The organism is Massilia forsythiae (assembly GCF_012849555.1).
Lineage (GTDB): Bacteria > Pseudomonadota > Gammaproteobacteria > Burkholderiales > Burkholderiaceae_D > Telluria > Telluria forsythiae.
Map to the genome: position 1 here is coordinate 4,247,795 of NZ_CP051685.1, position 14,968 is coordinate 4,262,762.

At 68.8% G+C, this 14,968-nt stretch carries 11 protein-coding genes; 4 read left to right on the forward strand and 7 right to left on the reverse strand.

Annotated features, from left to right (window positions below; genetic code table 11):
• Entirely contained in the window at positions 1-1,293 is a 1,293-nt protein-coding gene (locus HH212_RS18035) for a M56 family metallopeptidase (RefSeq protein WP_170203732.1), read from the reverse strand.
• Complete coding sequence (locus HH212_RS18040) at positions 1,290-1,676, reverse strand: BlaI/MecI/CopY family transcriptional regulator (RefSeq protein WP_170203733.1); 387 nt, start codon at positions 1,674-1,676, stop codon at positions 1,290-1,292. The genes HH212_RS18035 and HH212_RS18040 overlap by 4 nt, the downstream gene beginning before the upstream one ends.
• Positions 1,677-1,822: 146 nt before the next feature.
• On the opposite strand from HH212_RS18040, the gene HH212_RS18045 reads away from it, so the two are divergent.
• Positions 1,823-4,219: an ABC transporter permease gene (locus tag HH212_RS18045; RefSeq protein WP_170203734.1), complete on the forward strand. Its 2,397-nt coding sequence runs from the start codon at positions 1,823-1,825 to the stop codon at positions 4,217-4,219.
• A 33-nt stretch (positions 4,220-4,252) separates the two neighbouring features.
• Positions 4,253-5,047 carry an SIMPL domain-containing protein gene (locus HH212_RS18050; protein ID WP_170203735.1) on the forward strand — a complete coding sequence of 265 codons (795 nt, stop codon included), beginning with the start codon at positions 4,253-4,255 and terminating at the stop codon, positions 5,045-5,047.
• Between the two features lie 6 nt (positions 5,048-5,053).
• Here the strand turns inward: HH212_RS18050 and HH212_RS18055 are convergent, their stop codons facing one another.
• The 3 genes from HH212_RS18055 to HH212_RS18065 all read right to left on the reverse strand — a co-directional run bounded on the left by HH212_RS18055 (position 5,054) and on the right by HH212_RS18065 (position 9,556).
• The gene (locus HH212_RS18055; protein WP_170203736.1) at positions 5,054-6,499 is read right to left on the reverse strand and encodes an NAD-dependent succinate-semialdehyde dehydrogenase; all 1,446 of its coding nucleotides are present in this window, start codon (positions 6,497-6,499) and stop codon (positions 5,054-5,056) included.
• A gap of 147 nt (positions 6,500-6,646) precedes the next feature.
• On the reverse strand, positions 6,647-7,945 hold the full coding sequence (locus HH212_RS18060; protein ID WP_170203737.1) for a dicarboxylate/amino acid:cation symporter: 1,299 nt from the start codon (positions 7,943-7,945) through the stop codon (positions 6,647-6,649).
• Positions 7,946-8,098: 153 nt separating this feature from the next.
• Positions 8,099-9,556, reverse strand: a complete 1,458-nt coding sequence (locus HH212_RS18065; protein ID WP_229217337.1) for a metal-dependent hydrolase family protein — start codon at positions 9,554-9,556, stop codon at positions 8,099-8,101.
• A 300-nt stretch (positions 9,557-9,856) separates the two neighbouring features.
• Between HH212_RS18065 and HH212_RS18070 the strand changes: the two genes are divergently transcribed.
• Together HH212_RS18070 and HH212_RS18075 are read left to right on the forward strand one after the other, a co-directional pair.
• A complete protein-coding gene (locus HH212_RS18070) occupies positions 9,857-12,886 on the forward strand; it encodes a reprolysin-like metallopeptidase (protein WP_229217338.1) in 3,030 nt (1,009 codons plus the stop codon).
• Positions 12,887-12,981: 95 nt separating this feature from the next.
• Positions 12,982-13,566, forward strand: coding sequence for a cohesin domain-containing protein (locus HH212_RS18075; RefSeq protein ID WP_170205518.1), 585 nt, complete (start codon positions 12,982-12,984; stop codon positions 13,564-13,566).
• Positions 13,567-13,618: 52 nt separating this feature from the next.
• On the opposite strand, the gene HH212_RS18080 is transcribed toward HH212_RS18075, so the two are convergent.
• A complete protein-coding gene (locus tag HH212_RS18080) occupies positions 13,619-14,026 on the reverse strand; it encodes a hypothetical protein (protein WP_170203738.1) in 408 nt (135 codons plus the stop codon).
• 66 nt (positions 14,027-14,092) lie between these two features.
• Complete coding sequence (locus HH212_RS18085; protein WP_170203739.1) at positions 14,093-14,887, reverse strand: 3-hydroxybutyrate dehydrogenase; 795 nt, start codon at positions 14,885-14,887, stop codon at positions 14,093-14,095.
• Positions 14,888-14,968 lie beyond the last annotated feature (81 nt).

Sequence of the window (14,968 nt, forward strand, 5' to 3'; positions counted from 1 at the left end):
TTATTGCGTGGTCCACACATATTTGACTGGTACCCACGAGCTGACTAGCTGTCCATCCGGCACGGCCGGCTTGAAGCGGCATTTTGCCAGCGCCGTCAGCGCGGCGTCGTCCAAGGATGGGAATCCACTGGATTTATCGACCCTGGAAGCGCTGATCGAACCGTCCGCCTCGGTGCGGAACGACATGGTCACCGTGCCCTGGTGGTTGGCAGCCAGTTCCGTTTGTGGATAGACCGGCTTGGCGCAGCTGTTGAAGTCGATGACCGCACGTGTGGTAGGAGCAGGTGCGTCGGCGTTTGCCATGGCCGGGGCACGGTCCGCTGGCGGCGCACTCGGCGCCTGGGCGCAAGCGCCGCAGATCGCCGCCAGGCCCAGCACGGGAATCGCCGCCTTCCAGTTCAGGGCCTGGGTGTCGGGACGCAACAGTCGTTTGATACGGGTCATGAGATCTCCTCCGTTGGCCGCTTGGGCCAGGTGGTGGGTTGAGAACTGGAGGCGTTCCAGTTCGGACAGGGCCAGCGCCAGGCGCCGGGGTTCGCCCAGCGTACGCGCGGCGATATCGTCGGCGATCAGTTCGCGCTCGCTGCGGATGCGGCGCGAGATCCACCACACGGCCGGGTGGTAGAACAGCAGCGTCTCGATCACGTTCTGCAGCAGGTTGACCAGGTAGTCGTGGCGGCGCACGTGGCCCAGCTCGTGCGCCAGCAGCGCTTCCAGCAATTGCGGCGGCATGCCCGATACCAGCGCCGCCGGCACCAGCACCACCGGCCGCCACCAGCCGGCGGTCACCGGGCTGGACAGGTTGTCGACGATGCATAGCCGTACGGCGCGGCCGACGCCGCAGCGCGCCGCCAGCCCGGACAGGCGCGCCTGCCAGGCCGGGTCGCTGTGCCGGCCGCGTGCGGCCCTGCCGATCCACAGCAGGCCGAGTCCCATGCGCAGGGCCAGGGCGCCGCTGCAGGCGGCCCAGGCGCCGACCAGCAGCGTCAGGTGACTGCCCAGCCAGGCTGGGAGGCCGCCGCCGGCGCCGGCGCGGACATCCGCCGCCGCGCCGCGCAGCGCACTGCCGGCGACCGCGGTATCGGGTCCGGCCTGCAGCGCTAGGATCAGCTGTGCCGCCGGCCAGGCCAGGCACAGCAGCAGGCCGGCGCAGGCCGCCGCGTAGCGCGTCTCGGGCCGGGCATTGCGCAGCAGCGTCAAGGCCACGGCGGTGGCGCAGCCGATCAAGGCACCCTGCCAAACGAAGTCGAGCAGGGCCCAGCCGATGGCCGCCACCAGTGCGGGCGCGCTCATCGCTTGTCCTCGTCCCTCAAGAGCCGCTCGATTTCCTCGCGTTCCTTCTTCGAGATGCCGGTCTTCAGCGCCGCCAGCACCAGTGCCTTGGCCGAACCGGAAAAGGCGCGCTGCATCAGATCCTTCAACAGGTTGGTCTGCAGCGATTCGCGCGCCTGGGCCGGGGCGTACACGTGCGAGCGTTCGCTCTCGTCGCGGATCAGCAAGCCCTTGCCGTGCATGATCTGCATCAGGCGCAGCACGGTGGCGTAGGTGACGTCGGGACGCTCCGCCTGCATGGCTTCGTGCACCTGGCGCGCAGTGCCGGCGCCGAGCGGCCACAGCACCTGCAACAGGTCGAGTTCGGCCGCGGTGGGCTTGGGCAGCGGAGGGGATCTGGCCATGGCAGGCTCCTTGGTGATCGTGTCGACGTTTCTAGACTAATATTTCTAGATTATCCTGTCTACTGAATTTTTCATCGGGATGCTGTTGCGAAAATTAAGTGATTGAACGATTATAGACAATATTGTCTAGATTATCGGAGGTGCAGATGAACCTGCGCGACCTGCGCCTGGCCTGGCGCCAGCTGGCCGGGGAGCCCGTGTATTCCGCCGTCGCCATCCTGGGCCTTGCGGTGGCGCTGGCGGCCTGCTTCCTCCTGTTCGGCCTGGTCCAGCATGCCTGGACCTACAACGCGGCGCTGGCCGGCGCCGGCGAGATCGTCGTGGTCAAGGAACGCCGCAACCTGCTGCCGCGCCCGGACTGGGTCGAAGCCGGTCCGGGACCGCTGGGCGCGGCCGCCGTCGACGCCGGGCTGGTGCGGGCCGCCACCGGGGCGCGTCCGGCGCAGGTGGCGGCGCGCATCGGCGACAGCGGCGATCCGGGCGGCCGCGGCGCCCTGGTCAAGATCGAGCTGGCGGTGGTCGAACCCAACTATCTGGATTTCTTCGGCGTGCACGCGCTGGCGGGCGATGCGCGCGCCGCGCTGGCGCGGCCGGATGCACTGGTGCTGTCGCGCAGCGAGGCGCTGCGCCTGTTCGGCGCCGCCGATCCGATCGGCCGCGTGCTGGCGATCGACGGCGTGCCGTTCGGCGTACGCGCCGTCATTCCCGACCTGCCGCCGAATACCAGTCCCGATTTCGGCATCCTGCTCGGGCGCGGTGCGCACCCCTGGGACCCGGTTCCGGCCACGGCGGACCAGGCCTGGTCGCAGCGCACGCGCACCTACCTGAAGCCGGCGCCGGGCGTAGACGGGCGCCGCCTCGCGGCCGCGCTGGAACGGATCGTCGCCGTGCGGCGCGACTACGTATTCCAGGGCGGCCTCGCCGCCGGCCACCCGAAGCCATACACCAGCATCGCCGTGACGCCGCTCTCGGGCGTGTACGTCGATCCCGACCTGCTGGCCGGGCGCGCTGCCGAACGCTACGGCAGCCCGGCGGCGATCGCCGGCCTCGGCCTGCTGGCGCTGCTGATCCTGCTCTTGGCGGCCACGAATTACGTCAACCTGGCGGCGGTGCGCACCGCCGCGCGCCGGCGCGAGATCGGCCTGCGCAAGGCGCTCGGCGTCAAGGCGCCGCGCCTGGCCGCGCAATTCCTGGCCGAATCGCTGCTGGTGGCGGCGCTGTCGACGCTGGCCGGCGCGCTGCTGGCCCGGGCGGCGCTGCCGTGGTTCGCGCAACTGGTCGGGCAGCCCATTGGCGGCGCCTACGGGCCGGCCGCCTGGACCATGCTGGCCGGCGCCGGGCTGGGCACCGGCCTGCTGGCGGGCGCCTGGCCGGCCTGGATGGCGGCCAGGGTGCCGCCCAGCGTGGCGCTGTCCGGACGCAGCGGCGACACGCTCGAGGGTTTGCGCCTGCGCCGCGTGCTGACGGTGGCGCAGTTCGCCGCCGCCATCGCGCTGGTGGCCTGCACCCTGACGGTGGGCTGGCAGGCGCACCATGCCGGCCGCGTCGACCTCGGCTTCGATCCGCGCCCGCAACTGGTGCTGCAATTGCCGGGCGACCCGGCCGCGGCGGCGGCGCACGCGTTCAAGGCCGCGGCGGCGCGCCTGCCGCAGGTGGCGGGCGTGGCGGCCATGCAGGACGCAGTCGGACGCGACGGCAACAAGGCGGTGATGCTGCTGGCGCGTCCGGGCGGGCCGCCGCTGCCGGTACCGGTCGAGCTGAAGGAGGTGGGCGCCGATTTCTTCGACGTGTTCGGCATGCGTCCGCTGGCCGGCCGGCTGTTCGCGCACCGGGAGCGCAACGCGGTGGTGCTCGATGCGCGCGCCGCACTGGCGCTGGGCTACGCGACGCCGCAGGCGGCGGTCGGCCGGATGCTCGACGCGGACAACCGCATCGTCGGCATCGCGCCCGACCTGCGCTACAACACGCTGCGCGAAAAGCCGGAGCCGATCGTGTACCGCCTGGAAGAAGACCAGCCGGTGCTGACGGTGCGCGTGCGCGGCAGCCTGCCCGAGGCGCGGGCGGCGCTGGAAGCGCTGTGGGCGCGCCATTTTCCCGACGATGCGCCGGACATCGAGACCGCCACCTCGGTATTCGCGGAAAACACTGCCGCCGACCGGCGCCAGGCGACGCTGCTGGCGCTGGCCAGCGGCGTCGCCACCGCGCTGGCCTGTTTCGGCATCTTCGTGCTGTCGGCCTACACCGTCCGTCGCCGCGCGCGCGAGATCGTGCTGCGCAAGCTGCACGGCGCCGGCGCGCGCCATGTCGGCCTGCTGGTGGCGCGCGAATGGCTGCTGCTGTTCGCGGCCGGCACGCTGCTGGCGGTGCCGCCGGCCTGGGTATGGAGCGAACGCTACCTGGCCGGCTTCGTCGAGCGCGCGCCGATGGGCGCCTGGCCGCTAGTGCTGGCCTGCCTCGGCGTCGGCGGCGTCGCCCTGGCCGCCTGCACGCGCCAGGCGCTGGCGGCGATGCGCATGGCGCCGGCGCTGGCCCTGCGCGACTGACTTGATTTCTACAACGATGGAGAACCGATGCAGATGTCGACAACAAGCTTGAAACCGGCCCGCTGGGTGACGGCCCTGGCGCTGGCCACCGCCACGTACGCCGGCGCCGCCGCCGCGCCGATCCCCGCGTATCCGTTCCTGCACGTGAGCGGCAGCGCTTACGTGGCGGCGATGCCGGACATCGGCGCCCTCGACGTCGAGATGCTGGCGCTGGATGCCGACCCGGCCGCGGGCCGCGCCACGCTGGAGGCGCGCGTGGGCGAGGTGCGCGACCTGATGCGCCGGCTCGGGCTGGACCCGGAAGACCTGCAGGTGCGCGAGGTACGCCAGAGCCTGCGCAAGGGGGCGGGCGGCGCGGGAGCGGATCCGGCCGGCGCGCCCGTGTACGAACTGCGCTGCGACGTCCACATCAACGTACGCAATCTCACCGTGTGGCCGCAGCTGGCCGGCAGCCTGTTCGGCCAGCCGAACCTGGACGGCTTCGCCGCCACCTTCGACCTGAGCACGCGCGAACGGCTCGAGGACGAGCTGGTGACGCAGGCGCTGCAGGACGCGCGCCGCCGCGCCGAGGTGATGGCGGCCGGCGCCGGCCGCCGCCTGGGGCCGCTGATGGCGGCCACGCCGGACGCCATCAAGAACCTGGGCACGGCGCTGGGCCTGGAGCGCGCCGACTTCCGCCAGGCGCGCGACCCCGGCAACGTCCGGCCCCAGGCCGACCGCGAACAGCTGCTGATGATCCAGGCGATCCGGCTACGGCAGCCGGTCGACGCGGTCTTCCGCCTGGAAAACCCGGCGCCGCCGGCGCGCGCGCGCAAGAAGCCGTCCTGAACGGGCTTACACGCCGACCATCGACACCGCCTTGGTGTTGAGGTAGGACTCCAGCGCTTCCGGACCGCCCTCGGAGCCGTAGCCGGAATCCTTGACGCCGCCGAACGGCAGCTCGGCGCTCGGCGTGGCCGGCTGGTTAATCCACAGCATGCCGACTTCCACGCGGTTCATCAGCAGCTGGGCATTCTTGATCGAGCGCGTGAAGGCGTAGCCGGCCAGGCCGTAGGGCAGGCGGTTGGCTTCCGTGATGGCTTCGTCCAGGGTGTCGAAGGCGCGGATGCCGGCCACCGGGCCGAACGGCTCGTCGTTGAAGATGCTGGCGTCCAGCGGCACGTCGGCCAGCACGGTCGGTGCGAAGAAGTTGCCGGCCTCGCCGACGCGCTCGCCGCCGGTGGCCACCAGCGCGCCGCGGGCGCGCGCATCCTCGACCACCTTGCGCATCGCATCCACGCGGCGCGCATTGGCCAGCGGCCCCAGGGTCGTACCTTCGAGCAGGCCGTCGCCCAGCTTCAGGCTCTCGGCATGCTGCACCAGCGCACGCGTGAACTCGTCCTTGACCGCGCGGTGCACCAGGAAGCGGGTCGGCGAAATGCACACCTGGCCGGCGTTGCGGAACTTGGCGGCGCCGGCCGCCTTGACGGCCAGGGCGACATCGGCATCCTCGGCGACGATCACCGGTGCGTGGCCGCCCAGCTCCATCGTCACGCGTTTCATGTGGGCGCCGGCCAGCGCCGCCAGCTGCTTGCCGACCGGGGTGGAGCCGGTGAAGGTGACCTTGCGGATGACCGGATGCGGGATCAGGTAGCCGGAAATCTCGGCCGGGTCGCCGAACACCAGGCCCACCGTGCCGGCCGGCATGCCGGCATCGACGAAGCACTGGAACAGCGCCGCCGGCGATGCCGGGGTCTCTTCCGGCGCCTTGCATAGGAACGAGCAGCCGGTCGCGAGCGCGGCGGCCAGCTTGCGGACGATCTGGTTGATCGGGAAGTTCCACGGCGTGAAGGCGGCCACCGGGCCGACCGGTTCCTTCAGCACCAGCTGCTGGGCGGCCGGGTTGCGCGCCGGGACCACGCGGCCGTACACGCGCATGCCCTCGAAGGCGAACCAGTCGATGATCTCGGCGCCGGCCATCACTTCCGCCTTGGCTTCGGCCAGCGGCTTGCCCTGTTCCTGGGTCAGTAGGCGGGCGATGTCGGCGGCGCGCTCGCGCAGCAGGCCGGCGGCGCGGCGCATGGTGGCGGCGCGTTCCGCCGCCGGCACCGCGCGCCAGGCCTCGAAACCCTTCTGGGCCGCGGCCAGCGCCGCGTCGAGGTCGGCGATGGCGGCGTGGGCGACCGCGCCGATCGCCTGCCCGGTGGCCGGGTTGCGCACCGGGATCGTCTTGCCGCCGCTGGCGTCGCGCCATTCGTTGGCGATCAGGAGGCGGGTGTCGGGATAGCTGGAAGTGGTCATCGGTGTCGGTTCCTTTGCGAGGTCAAGCGTGTCAACGAAGCCGACATCATCGCATCCCTGCGCATTCTTTGCCGGGAAGGCAAAAAAAACGCCGGGCGGACCCGGCGTTCGAACGAGGAGGAGGGCGGGGCACGTGGCCCCGAAAACTCAGGCCGCTTCGCGCATCGGGCGCAGGTCGGTCTTGTCGTCCAGGCTCGGATTGGCCAGTTCGGCGGCCAGGCGCTGCTGGTCCAGTTCGCCTTCCCATTTCGACACGACGATGGTGGCGACGCCGTTGCCGATGATGTTGGTCAGGGCGCGGCATTCGCTCATGAACTTGTCGATGCCCAGGATCAGGGTCATGCCTGCCACCGGGATGGTCGGGACCACGGCCAGGGTCGCGGCCAGGGTGATGAAACCGGCGCCGGTGATGCCGGACGCACCCTTCGAAGTCAGCATCGCCACGAACAAGATGGTCAGTTCCTGGGTCAGGGTCAGCTCGGTGTTGGTCGCCTGGGCAACGAACAGGGCGGCCATGGTCATGTAGATGTTGGTGCCATCCAGGTTGAACGAGTAGCCGGTCGGTACCACCAGGCCCACCACCGATTTCGGGCAGCCCAGGCGTTCCAGCTTGCGCATGATGGCCGGCAGCGCGCTTTCCGACGAGCTGGTGCCCAGCACGATCAGCAATTCTTCCTTGATATAGGCGAGGAACTTGAAGATCGAGAAGCCGGTGAAGCGGGCGATGGTGCCCAGCACGATGGCCACGAACAGGAAGCAGGTCAGGTAGAACGAGCCGACCAGCGATGCCAGCGGAATCAGCGACTTGACGCCGTATTTGCCGATGGTGAAGGCCATGGCGCCGAAGGCGCCGATCGGGGCGGCCTTCATGATGATGTTCACCACGCCGAAGATGGCGTGCGACAGGTCTTCGATCAGGCGCGCCACCGGACGGCCGCGCTCGCCCAGCATCGACAGCGAAAAGCCGAACAGGATCGCGATCAAGAGCACCTGCAGGATCTCGCCCTTGGCGAACGCATCCACGAAGGTGTTCGGGATGATGTTCAGCAGGAAGTCGGTGGTCGTCAGCGACTTGGTCTTTTCGGTGTACTGGGCGATCGAGTGGGTGTCGATCGTCGCCGGGTTGACGTTGAAGCCGGCGCCCGGCTTGATCAGGTTGGCGACGATCAGGCCGATGGCCAGCGCGAAGGTCGAGACGACCTCGAAGTACAGCAGGGCCTTGCCGCCGACGCGGCCGATCTTCTTCATGTCCTGCATGCCGGCAATGCCGGCGACCACGGTACAGAAGATCACCGGCGCGATGATCATCTTGATCAGTTTCACGAAGCCGTCTCCCAAGGGCTTCATGTCGGCACCCAGTTTCGGATCGAAGATGCCCAGCAGGACACCCAGGATGATCGCGAACAGTACCTGGATGTACAGGACTTTATAGAAAGGTTTTTTCATGGTTTGTTTAGCTTCATACGCTAATGATAGTGCCGTCATCATCACGCAAAATATCTGCGCCATCTATTGTGGAAAACCGCAACACCAGGGGTGATAACCACACTGCAGTTACGTGAATATCTGTGAGGAAACATCAGCTTGGCGCGCCCGCCGTCACTGCCCGTTGCCGGCGCCGGTCTCACCCGTCGGCGGCTGGCGAAACACCACGCCGCCCTTCATCACGAAGCCGACCCGGCGCAACGCGGCGATATCCGCGGTCGGGTCGCCGTCGACCGCCACCAGATCGGCCAGCGCCTCGGGCCGGATCGCGCCCAGGTCGGGGCGTCCGAGGATGCCGGCCGCGACCACGGTGGCGGCGCGCAGCGCCTCGGCCGGGCGCATGCCCAGGCGCACCAGCCATTCCAGTTCGCGTTCGTTGGTGCCGTGCGCAAACACGCCGACGTCGCTGCCGTTGCCGATGGTCACGCCGAGGCGGCGCGCCAGCCGGAATGCGCGCTCGGCCTGCTGCATGGCCGGGGTCGGCGCGCCGCCGCGCACGTGCTTCTGGAAGTACTCGCCGATGGCTTCGGGGGCGGTCAGGGTCGGCACGTAGGCGGTGCCGCGCTCGACCATCAGCCTGAAGGTGGCCTCGCTGGCGCCGTAGCCGTGCTCGATGGTGTCGACCCCGGCCAGCACCGCCAGGCGGATGGCGTCGTCGCTGCTGGCATGGGCCGCCACCTTGCGTCCGCTCACGTGGGCGGCAGCCACGATCGCCTTCATTTCCTCCAGCGTGAAGGTGGGGCGGGTACTGCCGTCGACGCCGGTGCGGTAGTCGGCATAGAACTTGATCCAGTCGGCGCCGTGCGCGGCCTGTTCGCGCACCGCCCTGGTGACCTCGTCGGTACCGGTGGCCTGCTGGGCGCCGTAGGGAATGTCCATGTCGGGGCGGTAGCTGCGCTCGGCCGGCCCGTAGCTGGCGCTGGCGACGATGGCGCGCGTGGCCACCAGCAGGCGCGGGCCCGGCACCTGCCCCTCGTCGATGGCGCGCCTGATGCCGACGTCGGCGTAGCCGGCGCCCTCGGTGCCGAGGTCGCGCAGCGTGGTGAAGCCGGCCTGCAGGGTGTCGGCCGCATGGCGCACCGCCAGCGCCACGCGGTAGGCGGGCGCTTCCTTGATCACCTGGTCGTCCCAGGTGGTCTCGTTGTACGGATGCAGCAGCACGTGCGAATGCAGGTCGATCAGGCCCGGGATCAGGGTCTTGCCGGGAAGGGCGATGCGCGCGATCCCGGCCGGCAGCGTCATGCTCTGTGCCGGCCCCACGGCCTGCACCCGGCCGCGCGCCACCAGCACGCTCCAGCCGGGATGGGCGGCGCCGTCGCCGGTCCAGACACGGTCCGGAGTGAGCAGCAGCGGCTGCGCCGCGGCGGCGGTGCCGGGTGCGCCGGCCGGCGACTGGGCCTGCGCAGGCGCGCCGGCAGCGAGCGCAAGGGCGAGGGCGATGGGCGCCACGGCAGTGCGCAGGGAGCGCCGGGAAGGGGAGAGAGGATTGGTCCAGGTCGGCATGCCGGTCTTCTTGTCGTTATATAAATGGGAAGCCGCCATCATAGCGAAGCGCTTGCCGCATGTCTGCATGCGCAGCCCTTGTACGCCGGCATTGGCGATGCCAGGCGCATGCACATTCATATTTTCATTGCAAGCTTATCGATAAGAAAATAGACAACTTTTTTTGTGTTTCTACAAATTTACTACATCCAACAAAATACCTTGTATTAATGCAAATCAACCAATAGTATTAAAAAGTTGTATTGATTTAATTGCATCGAGGCAAGCAGTGCCTGCGCAGCATTTGCGGGCCGTAGGAAGTCCAGGTAGCACCGTACCACGACACATAAGAGCTCATAACAGCATCACTAAGTCGAGAGAGGACACTGCATGAAAACGAAGTCGTCGACCTCACGCCGTCAGCGCGTGCCGCAACAGGCGCAGCGCGCCCCGGGAATGACATCCATCGCCCTGTGCGTCGCCCTGGCCTTCGGCGCTGCCCTGCCGGCGGCGCAGGCCCAGGCGCAAGCCGCCAAGAGCGCGCTGAGCCAGCGCGCCGCACCGTTCTGGCAGAGCGCCGGCGTGGTGTCGGACGCGCAGGCCGGTGCCGCCAGGACCAGCGCCGCCGCCAAGACCCCGGCGCTGTCGCTCAAGCGCTACCATGCGGTCACCCTCGACATGCCGGGCATGCAGTCGCTCACCGCGGGCGCGCCGATGGAGCGCGCCGACGGCGCCGTGACCGGCACCCTGACGATTTCGCTGCCGCATCCGGACGGCGGCTTCCAGCGCTTCGTGCTGTCCGAATCGCCGGTCATGGAAGCCGGCCTGGCCGCCAGGCATCCGGAGATCAAGACCTATAAAGGCCGCGGCCTGGACGACCCGAGCGCCACGCTGCGCATGGACATCACCCCGCAAGGCTTGCACGCCTCGGTGCGCTCACCCAACGGCGGCTGGTACGTCGACCCATACTATGTGCAGGACACCAGCGTGTATGCCGCCTATGCGCGCGGCGACCTGGACAACCAGCACGGACCCTTGATCGAAGGCACCGTGGACGAATCGCAGCTGGTACTGTCGCGCAGCTTCTACAAGCCGGGCGATACGGTCGAGGTGCGCGGCTCTGGCTTCGCGCCGGGCGCCAGCGTCAGCCTGAGCGTGCGCGCCGAGACCGAAGGCGCCTCGCAACTGGCCGGCGTGCCGGCCGCCACCGCCACCGCCGACGGCAAGGGCAATATCGTCGCCACGCTGGCCGGTGCCGGCAACGGCACCGGCGCCTTCGAAGTGATTGCCAGCGACGGCAACCGCAGCAGCGCCGCCGCCTTCCACGTGCTGGACGCCAATTCGGCCGACGTCGCCGTGGCCGGCCAGCTGCGCACCTACCGCCTGGCGCTGGTCAGCGATCCGTCCTACGCCGCCTATCGACCCAATGTCGGCAACGTCACTGCGGCCAAGGTCACCCTGATCAACCGCGTTACCCAGGTGTATGAGGAAGAAACCTCGATCCGCCTGGTGCTGATCGACGGCACCGACGCGCTGAACCTGGACACCGCCGCCAAGATGACCGGTCCCGACGGACCGTGCGGCGGCTCGGCCTGTTTCGCGTCCGATATAAGCACTTCGTGCGGCCCCGACATCCTGGCCCGCAACCGTATCGTCGCCGGGTTGCTGGCAGGCGCCAGCAACTTCGACATCGGCCACATTGCTCTGGGCCTGAACGGCGGCGGCATCGCCAGCCTGGGCGTGGTGGGCCGCGCCAGCAAGGCGCAGGGCTGCACCGGCATCCCGACCCCGGTGGGCGACTTCTACGCGGTCGACTACGTGGCGCACGAGATGGGCCACCAGTTCTCCGGCAACCACACCTTCAACGGTGTGCAACTGAATTGCGCCGGCGGCAACCGCAACACCGGCACCTCGGTCGAGCCGGGCAGCGGCTCCTCGATCATGGCCTATGCCGGCATCTGCACCACCGACAACCTGCAGACCCACAGCGACGCCTACTGGTCACAGCGCAGCTTCGACGAGATCGTCGCCTACACCTCGGGTGCAGAAAATAGCCTGAACGAAGTGCAGATGGGCGTGCTGACCGGCTTCGCCACCGACGGGCAACAATTTCAGCTCGCCTATAACGGCAACCTGTCGGCGCCGATCGTGCGCGGCGCCAACTTCACCACTGCCGGCATCAAGGCCGCTATCGAGGGCATCGCCGGCTGGCCGGCGGGCGCCATCGTCACCGTCAGCGCCGTGGGCGACACTGCGTTCACCGTCACCTTCGGCGGCACGCTGGGCGGCGTCAACACGAGTCAGCTGTTCCTGGCCAATGCCAGCGGCGGCGCCAGCGGCTACATCGGCGAGATCATCGCCGGCGGCCCCACCACGCGCCGCGGCACGGTCTCCACGACCGGCAACACCGCGCCCAACGTGACCGCGCCGGCCGGCTACACGATCCCGGTGCGCACCCCGTTCGCCCTGACCGGCAGCGCCACCGACCCGGACGGCGATCCGCTCACCTACATGTGGGAACAGAACGACCGCGGCGCCGCCACCGGCACCGGCCTGATCAGCAACACCAAGCTCAACGGCCCGCTGTTCCGCCAGTTCGGCACCCGCGCCGTGGTCAGCGCCACCGATACCCTGATCTACGATTCGCCGGGCGAGAACCACACCACCGCCGATCCGACCCGCGTGTTCCCGGACATGAAGCAGATCCTGTCCAACAACACCAACGCCGGGACCGGCGTGTGCCCGACCGCGGCCGCCACCCCGACCGCGGCCGACATCGAGTGCTTCTCGGAGTACCTGCCGACCGCCGCCTACGTCGGCGTTCCCAATGTCAATGCCAATCCGGCCTCGCTCAACTTCCGCCTGACCGCGCGCGACGGCCGCGGCGGCGTCAACAGCGCCAACACGCGGCTGACACTGGCGCCGAACGCCGGTCCGTTCCTGGTCACCTACCCGAACACGGCGACGGTCGTGGATGCGGGCAGCGCCCAGACCGTGACCTGGAGCGTGGCCAATACCGACGTCGCCCCGGTGAACACCGCCAGCGTCAAGATCACCCTGTCGCTTGACGGCGGCACCACCTTCCCGATCGTGCTGGCCGAGAGCGTGCCGAACAACGGCAGCGCCAAGGTGACCCTGCCGGCGAACACCAGCAAGACCGCGCGCGTCAAGGTGGAGGCGGTCGGCAACGTGTTCTTCGACGTCTCCAACGCCGACTTTACCATCCGCCTGGCCGGCGACGTGAACGGCGATGGCAGTGTGTCGTGCGCCGACCTGGCGGCCGTCAAGGCGGCCTTCGGCAAGCGCAGCGGACAGGCCGGCTTCGACGCGGCCGCCGACGTGGTCAAGGACAACGTGATCGACGCCCGCGACCTGGCCTACGTGTCGCAGCGCCTGCCGCAGGGCAGCAGCTGCAACTGACCACGTAACGGCGACAGGCAATCCGGCTGCCGCGACCATCGTCGCGGCAGCACCTCATAAGACATGCCCGAAGGGGCGACAAGGAGAATGACAACATGAAGCGATGGAAAACACTTTTCGGCGCCGTCGCGCTGAGCGCGGCCTGCGTACCGGCCTGGGCCGTGCCGACGCTGAGCTTCACCTCGCCCGGCAGCGTGCCGCCCGGTTCGTTCGTCGGCGTGGACGTCGTGATCTCGGACGTGAGCGACCTGTATGCCTACAACTTCTCGATCACCTTCGATCCGAAGGTGGTGGACGTGGGTGGCGTCAGCCAGCAGGGTTTCCTAAGCAGTGCCGGTCCGACCTTCGGCACCACGGGCGAGATCGACAACAGCACAGGCATCATCTCGTTCGCGGGCTATACGCTGGTCGGCCCGCAGGCAGGTGCATCCGGCAGCGGCAGCTTGCTGCACATCACGTTCAACGCGCTGGCGAACGGGGTGTCGTCGCTGAATTTCTCCGACCTCGTGTTCCTCGACAGTAATTTGAACGATATCGCGGTCACCGCGAATCCCGGGTCGGTGACGATCAGCACGATCGACGTGCCGGAGCCGGGCAGCTGGATGCTGGTGGGGATCGGCGCGGTTGCCGCAGCCGCGCTGCGCCGCCGTACCGGTGCCCGTTGCGCCGCCTGCGCCTGAACGCGCAGCGCCGGCTGCGCCGGACCGGCCGCCAGGCCGGCCCGGCTTTTTTTCATTCGTGGTCCTGGCGCGCCTGCTCGATGCCGAGCGCGAGGTCGCCGAGGAAGGCGGCGCCCTTGCCCGACAGCGCGATGTCCGGCACCGCCAGCTCGACCAGGCAGGCCAGCGACTGGCGGAACCAGTCCATGTCGGTGCCCATCAGCGGCAGCGCGTGGGCGTCGTTCAGGTAGTGCACGGCGCGCGCCAGCAGGCCGGTATCGCGCCCGTGGCCGGCCACCAGCGGGGCGAAGTCGGCGGCTTCGCGCGCGAACTTCGCCGCCAGGGTTTCCAGGATGTCGCGCGAGACCTGCGGTTGCCCGGCGGCCAGCACGACGTGCGCCAGTTCCAGGCAGGCCTCGTGCAGGCCGGGGATGTCGACGCCATCGGCGTCGGAGTCGGAATGGAAATCGGTATCTGTCATGGTGGCGCCATTCTAGACCAGACGCCGCTTGCAGGCGTCCGGTCGGGTGCGCGCTTCAGTGGCGCCTTACTGCGCAGTCCAGCCGCCATCCATGTTCCAGGCCGCGCCGCGCACCTGGTTGGCGGCCGCCGAGCACAGGAACACCGCCAGCGCGCCCAGCTCGTCCGGCGTGACGAACTCGCCCGACGGCTGCTTCTCGCCCAGCAGCGCCTTTTTCGCCTGCTCGTTGGGGATGCCTTCGCGCGCGGCGCGGTCGTCCACCTGCTTCTGCACCAGCGGCGTCAGCACCCAGCCCGGGCAGATCGCGTTGCAGGTGATGCCGCTGGCGGCGTTTTCCAGCGCCGTCACCTTGGTCAGGCCGACCAGGCCGTGCTTGGCGGCGACGTAGGCCGACTTCTGGCTCGATCCGACCAGGCCGTGCGCCGAGGCCAGGTTGATGATGCGGCCCCAGTTCTTCTTCTTCATGCCGGGCAGCGCCAGGCGCGTGGTGTGGAAGGCCGAGGACAGGTTGATGGCAATGATCGCATCCCATTTCTCGACCGGGAAATCCTCGACGTTGGCCACGTACTGGATGCCGGCGTTGTTGACCAGGATGTCGACGCCGCCGAACTTCTCCAGCGCGAAAGCCATCATGGCCTCGATCTCGGCCGGCTTCGACATGTCGGCATTGTGGTAGGCGGTCTGCACGCCGAATTCCTGGCCGACGTCGGTGTACAGCTTGTCGATCTGCTGGGCGTCGCCGAAACCATTGAACACGATGTTCGCGCCCTGCTCGGCGAGTGCGCGCGCGATGCCCAGGCCGATGCCCGAGGTCGAGCCGGTGACGAGGGCAGTCTTGCCGCTCAACATGGTGGATTTCATTCGATCCTCATCTGTAAAAGGGGAGTGGAGCCGCATTGGCATGGCGGGCGGGCCGCCAGACTTGGTAGAATTCTAATCGCT

Coding starts and splice junctions, on each gene's coding strand:
- HH212_RS18070 (WP_229217338.1), top strand. CDS start 9,857: ATGAAAACGAAGTCGTCGACCTCACGCCGTCAGCGCGTGCCGCAACAG.
- HH212_RS18080 (WP_170203738.1), bottom strand. CDS start 14,026: ATGACAGATACCGATTTCCATTCCGACTCCGACGCCGATGGCGTCGAC.
- HH212_RS18040 (WP_170203733.1), bottom strand. CDS start 1,676: ATGGCCAGATCCCCTCCGCTGCCCAAGCCCACCGCGGCCGAACTCGAC.
- HH212_RS18075 (WP_170205518.1), top strand. CDS start 12,982: ATGAAGCGATGGAAAACACTTTTCGGCGCCGTCGCGCTGAGCGCGGCC.
- HH212_RS18065 (WP_229217337.1), bottom strand. CDS start 9,556: ATGCAGACATGCGGCAAGCGCTTCGCTATGATGGCGGCTTCCCATTTA.
- HH212_RS18060 (WP_170203737.1), bottom strand. CDS start 7,945: ATGAAAAAACCTTTCTATAAAGTCCTGTACATCCAGGTACTGTTCGCG.
- HH212_RS18045 (WP_170203734.1), top strand. CDS start 1,823: ATGAACCTGCGCGACCTGCGCCTGGCCTGGCGCCAGCTGGCCGGGGAG.
- HH212_RS18085 (WP_170203739.1), bottom strand. CDS start 14,887: ATGAAATCCACCATGTTGAGCGGCAAGACTGCCCTCGTCACCGGCTCG.
- HH212_RS18050 (WP_170203735.1), top strand. CDS start 4,253: ATGTCGACAACAAGCTTGAAACCGGCCCGCTGGGTGACGGCCCTGGCG.
- HH212_RS18035 (WP_170203732.1), bottom strand. CDS start 1,293: ATGAGCGCGCCCGCACTGGTGGCGGCCATCGGCTGGGCCCTGCTCGAC.
- HH212_RS18055 (WP_170203736.1), bottom strand. CDS start 6,499: ATGACCACTTCCAGCTATCCCGACACCCGCCTCCTGATCGCCAACGAA.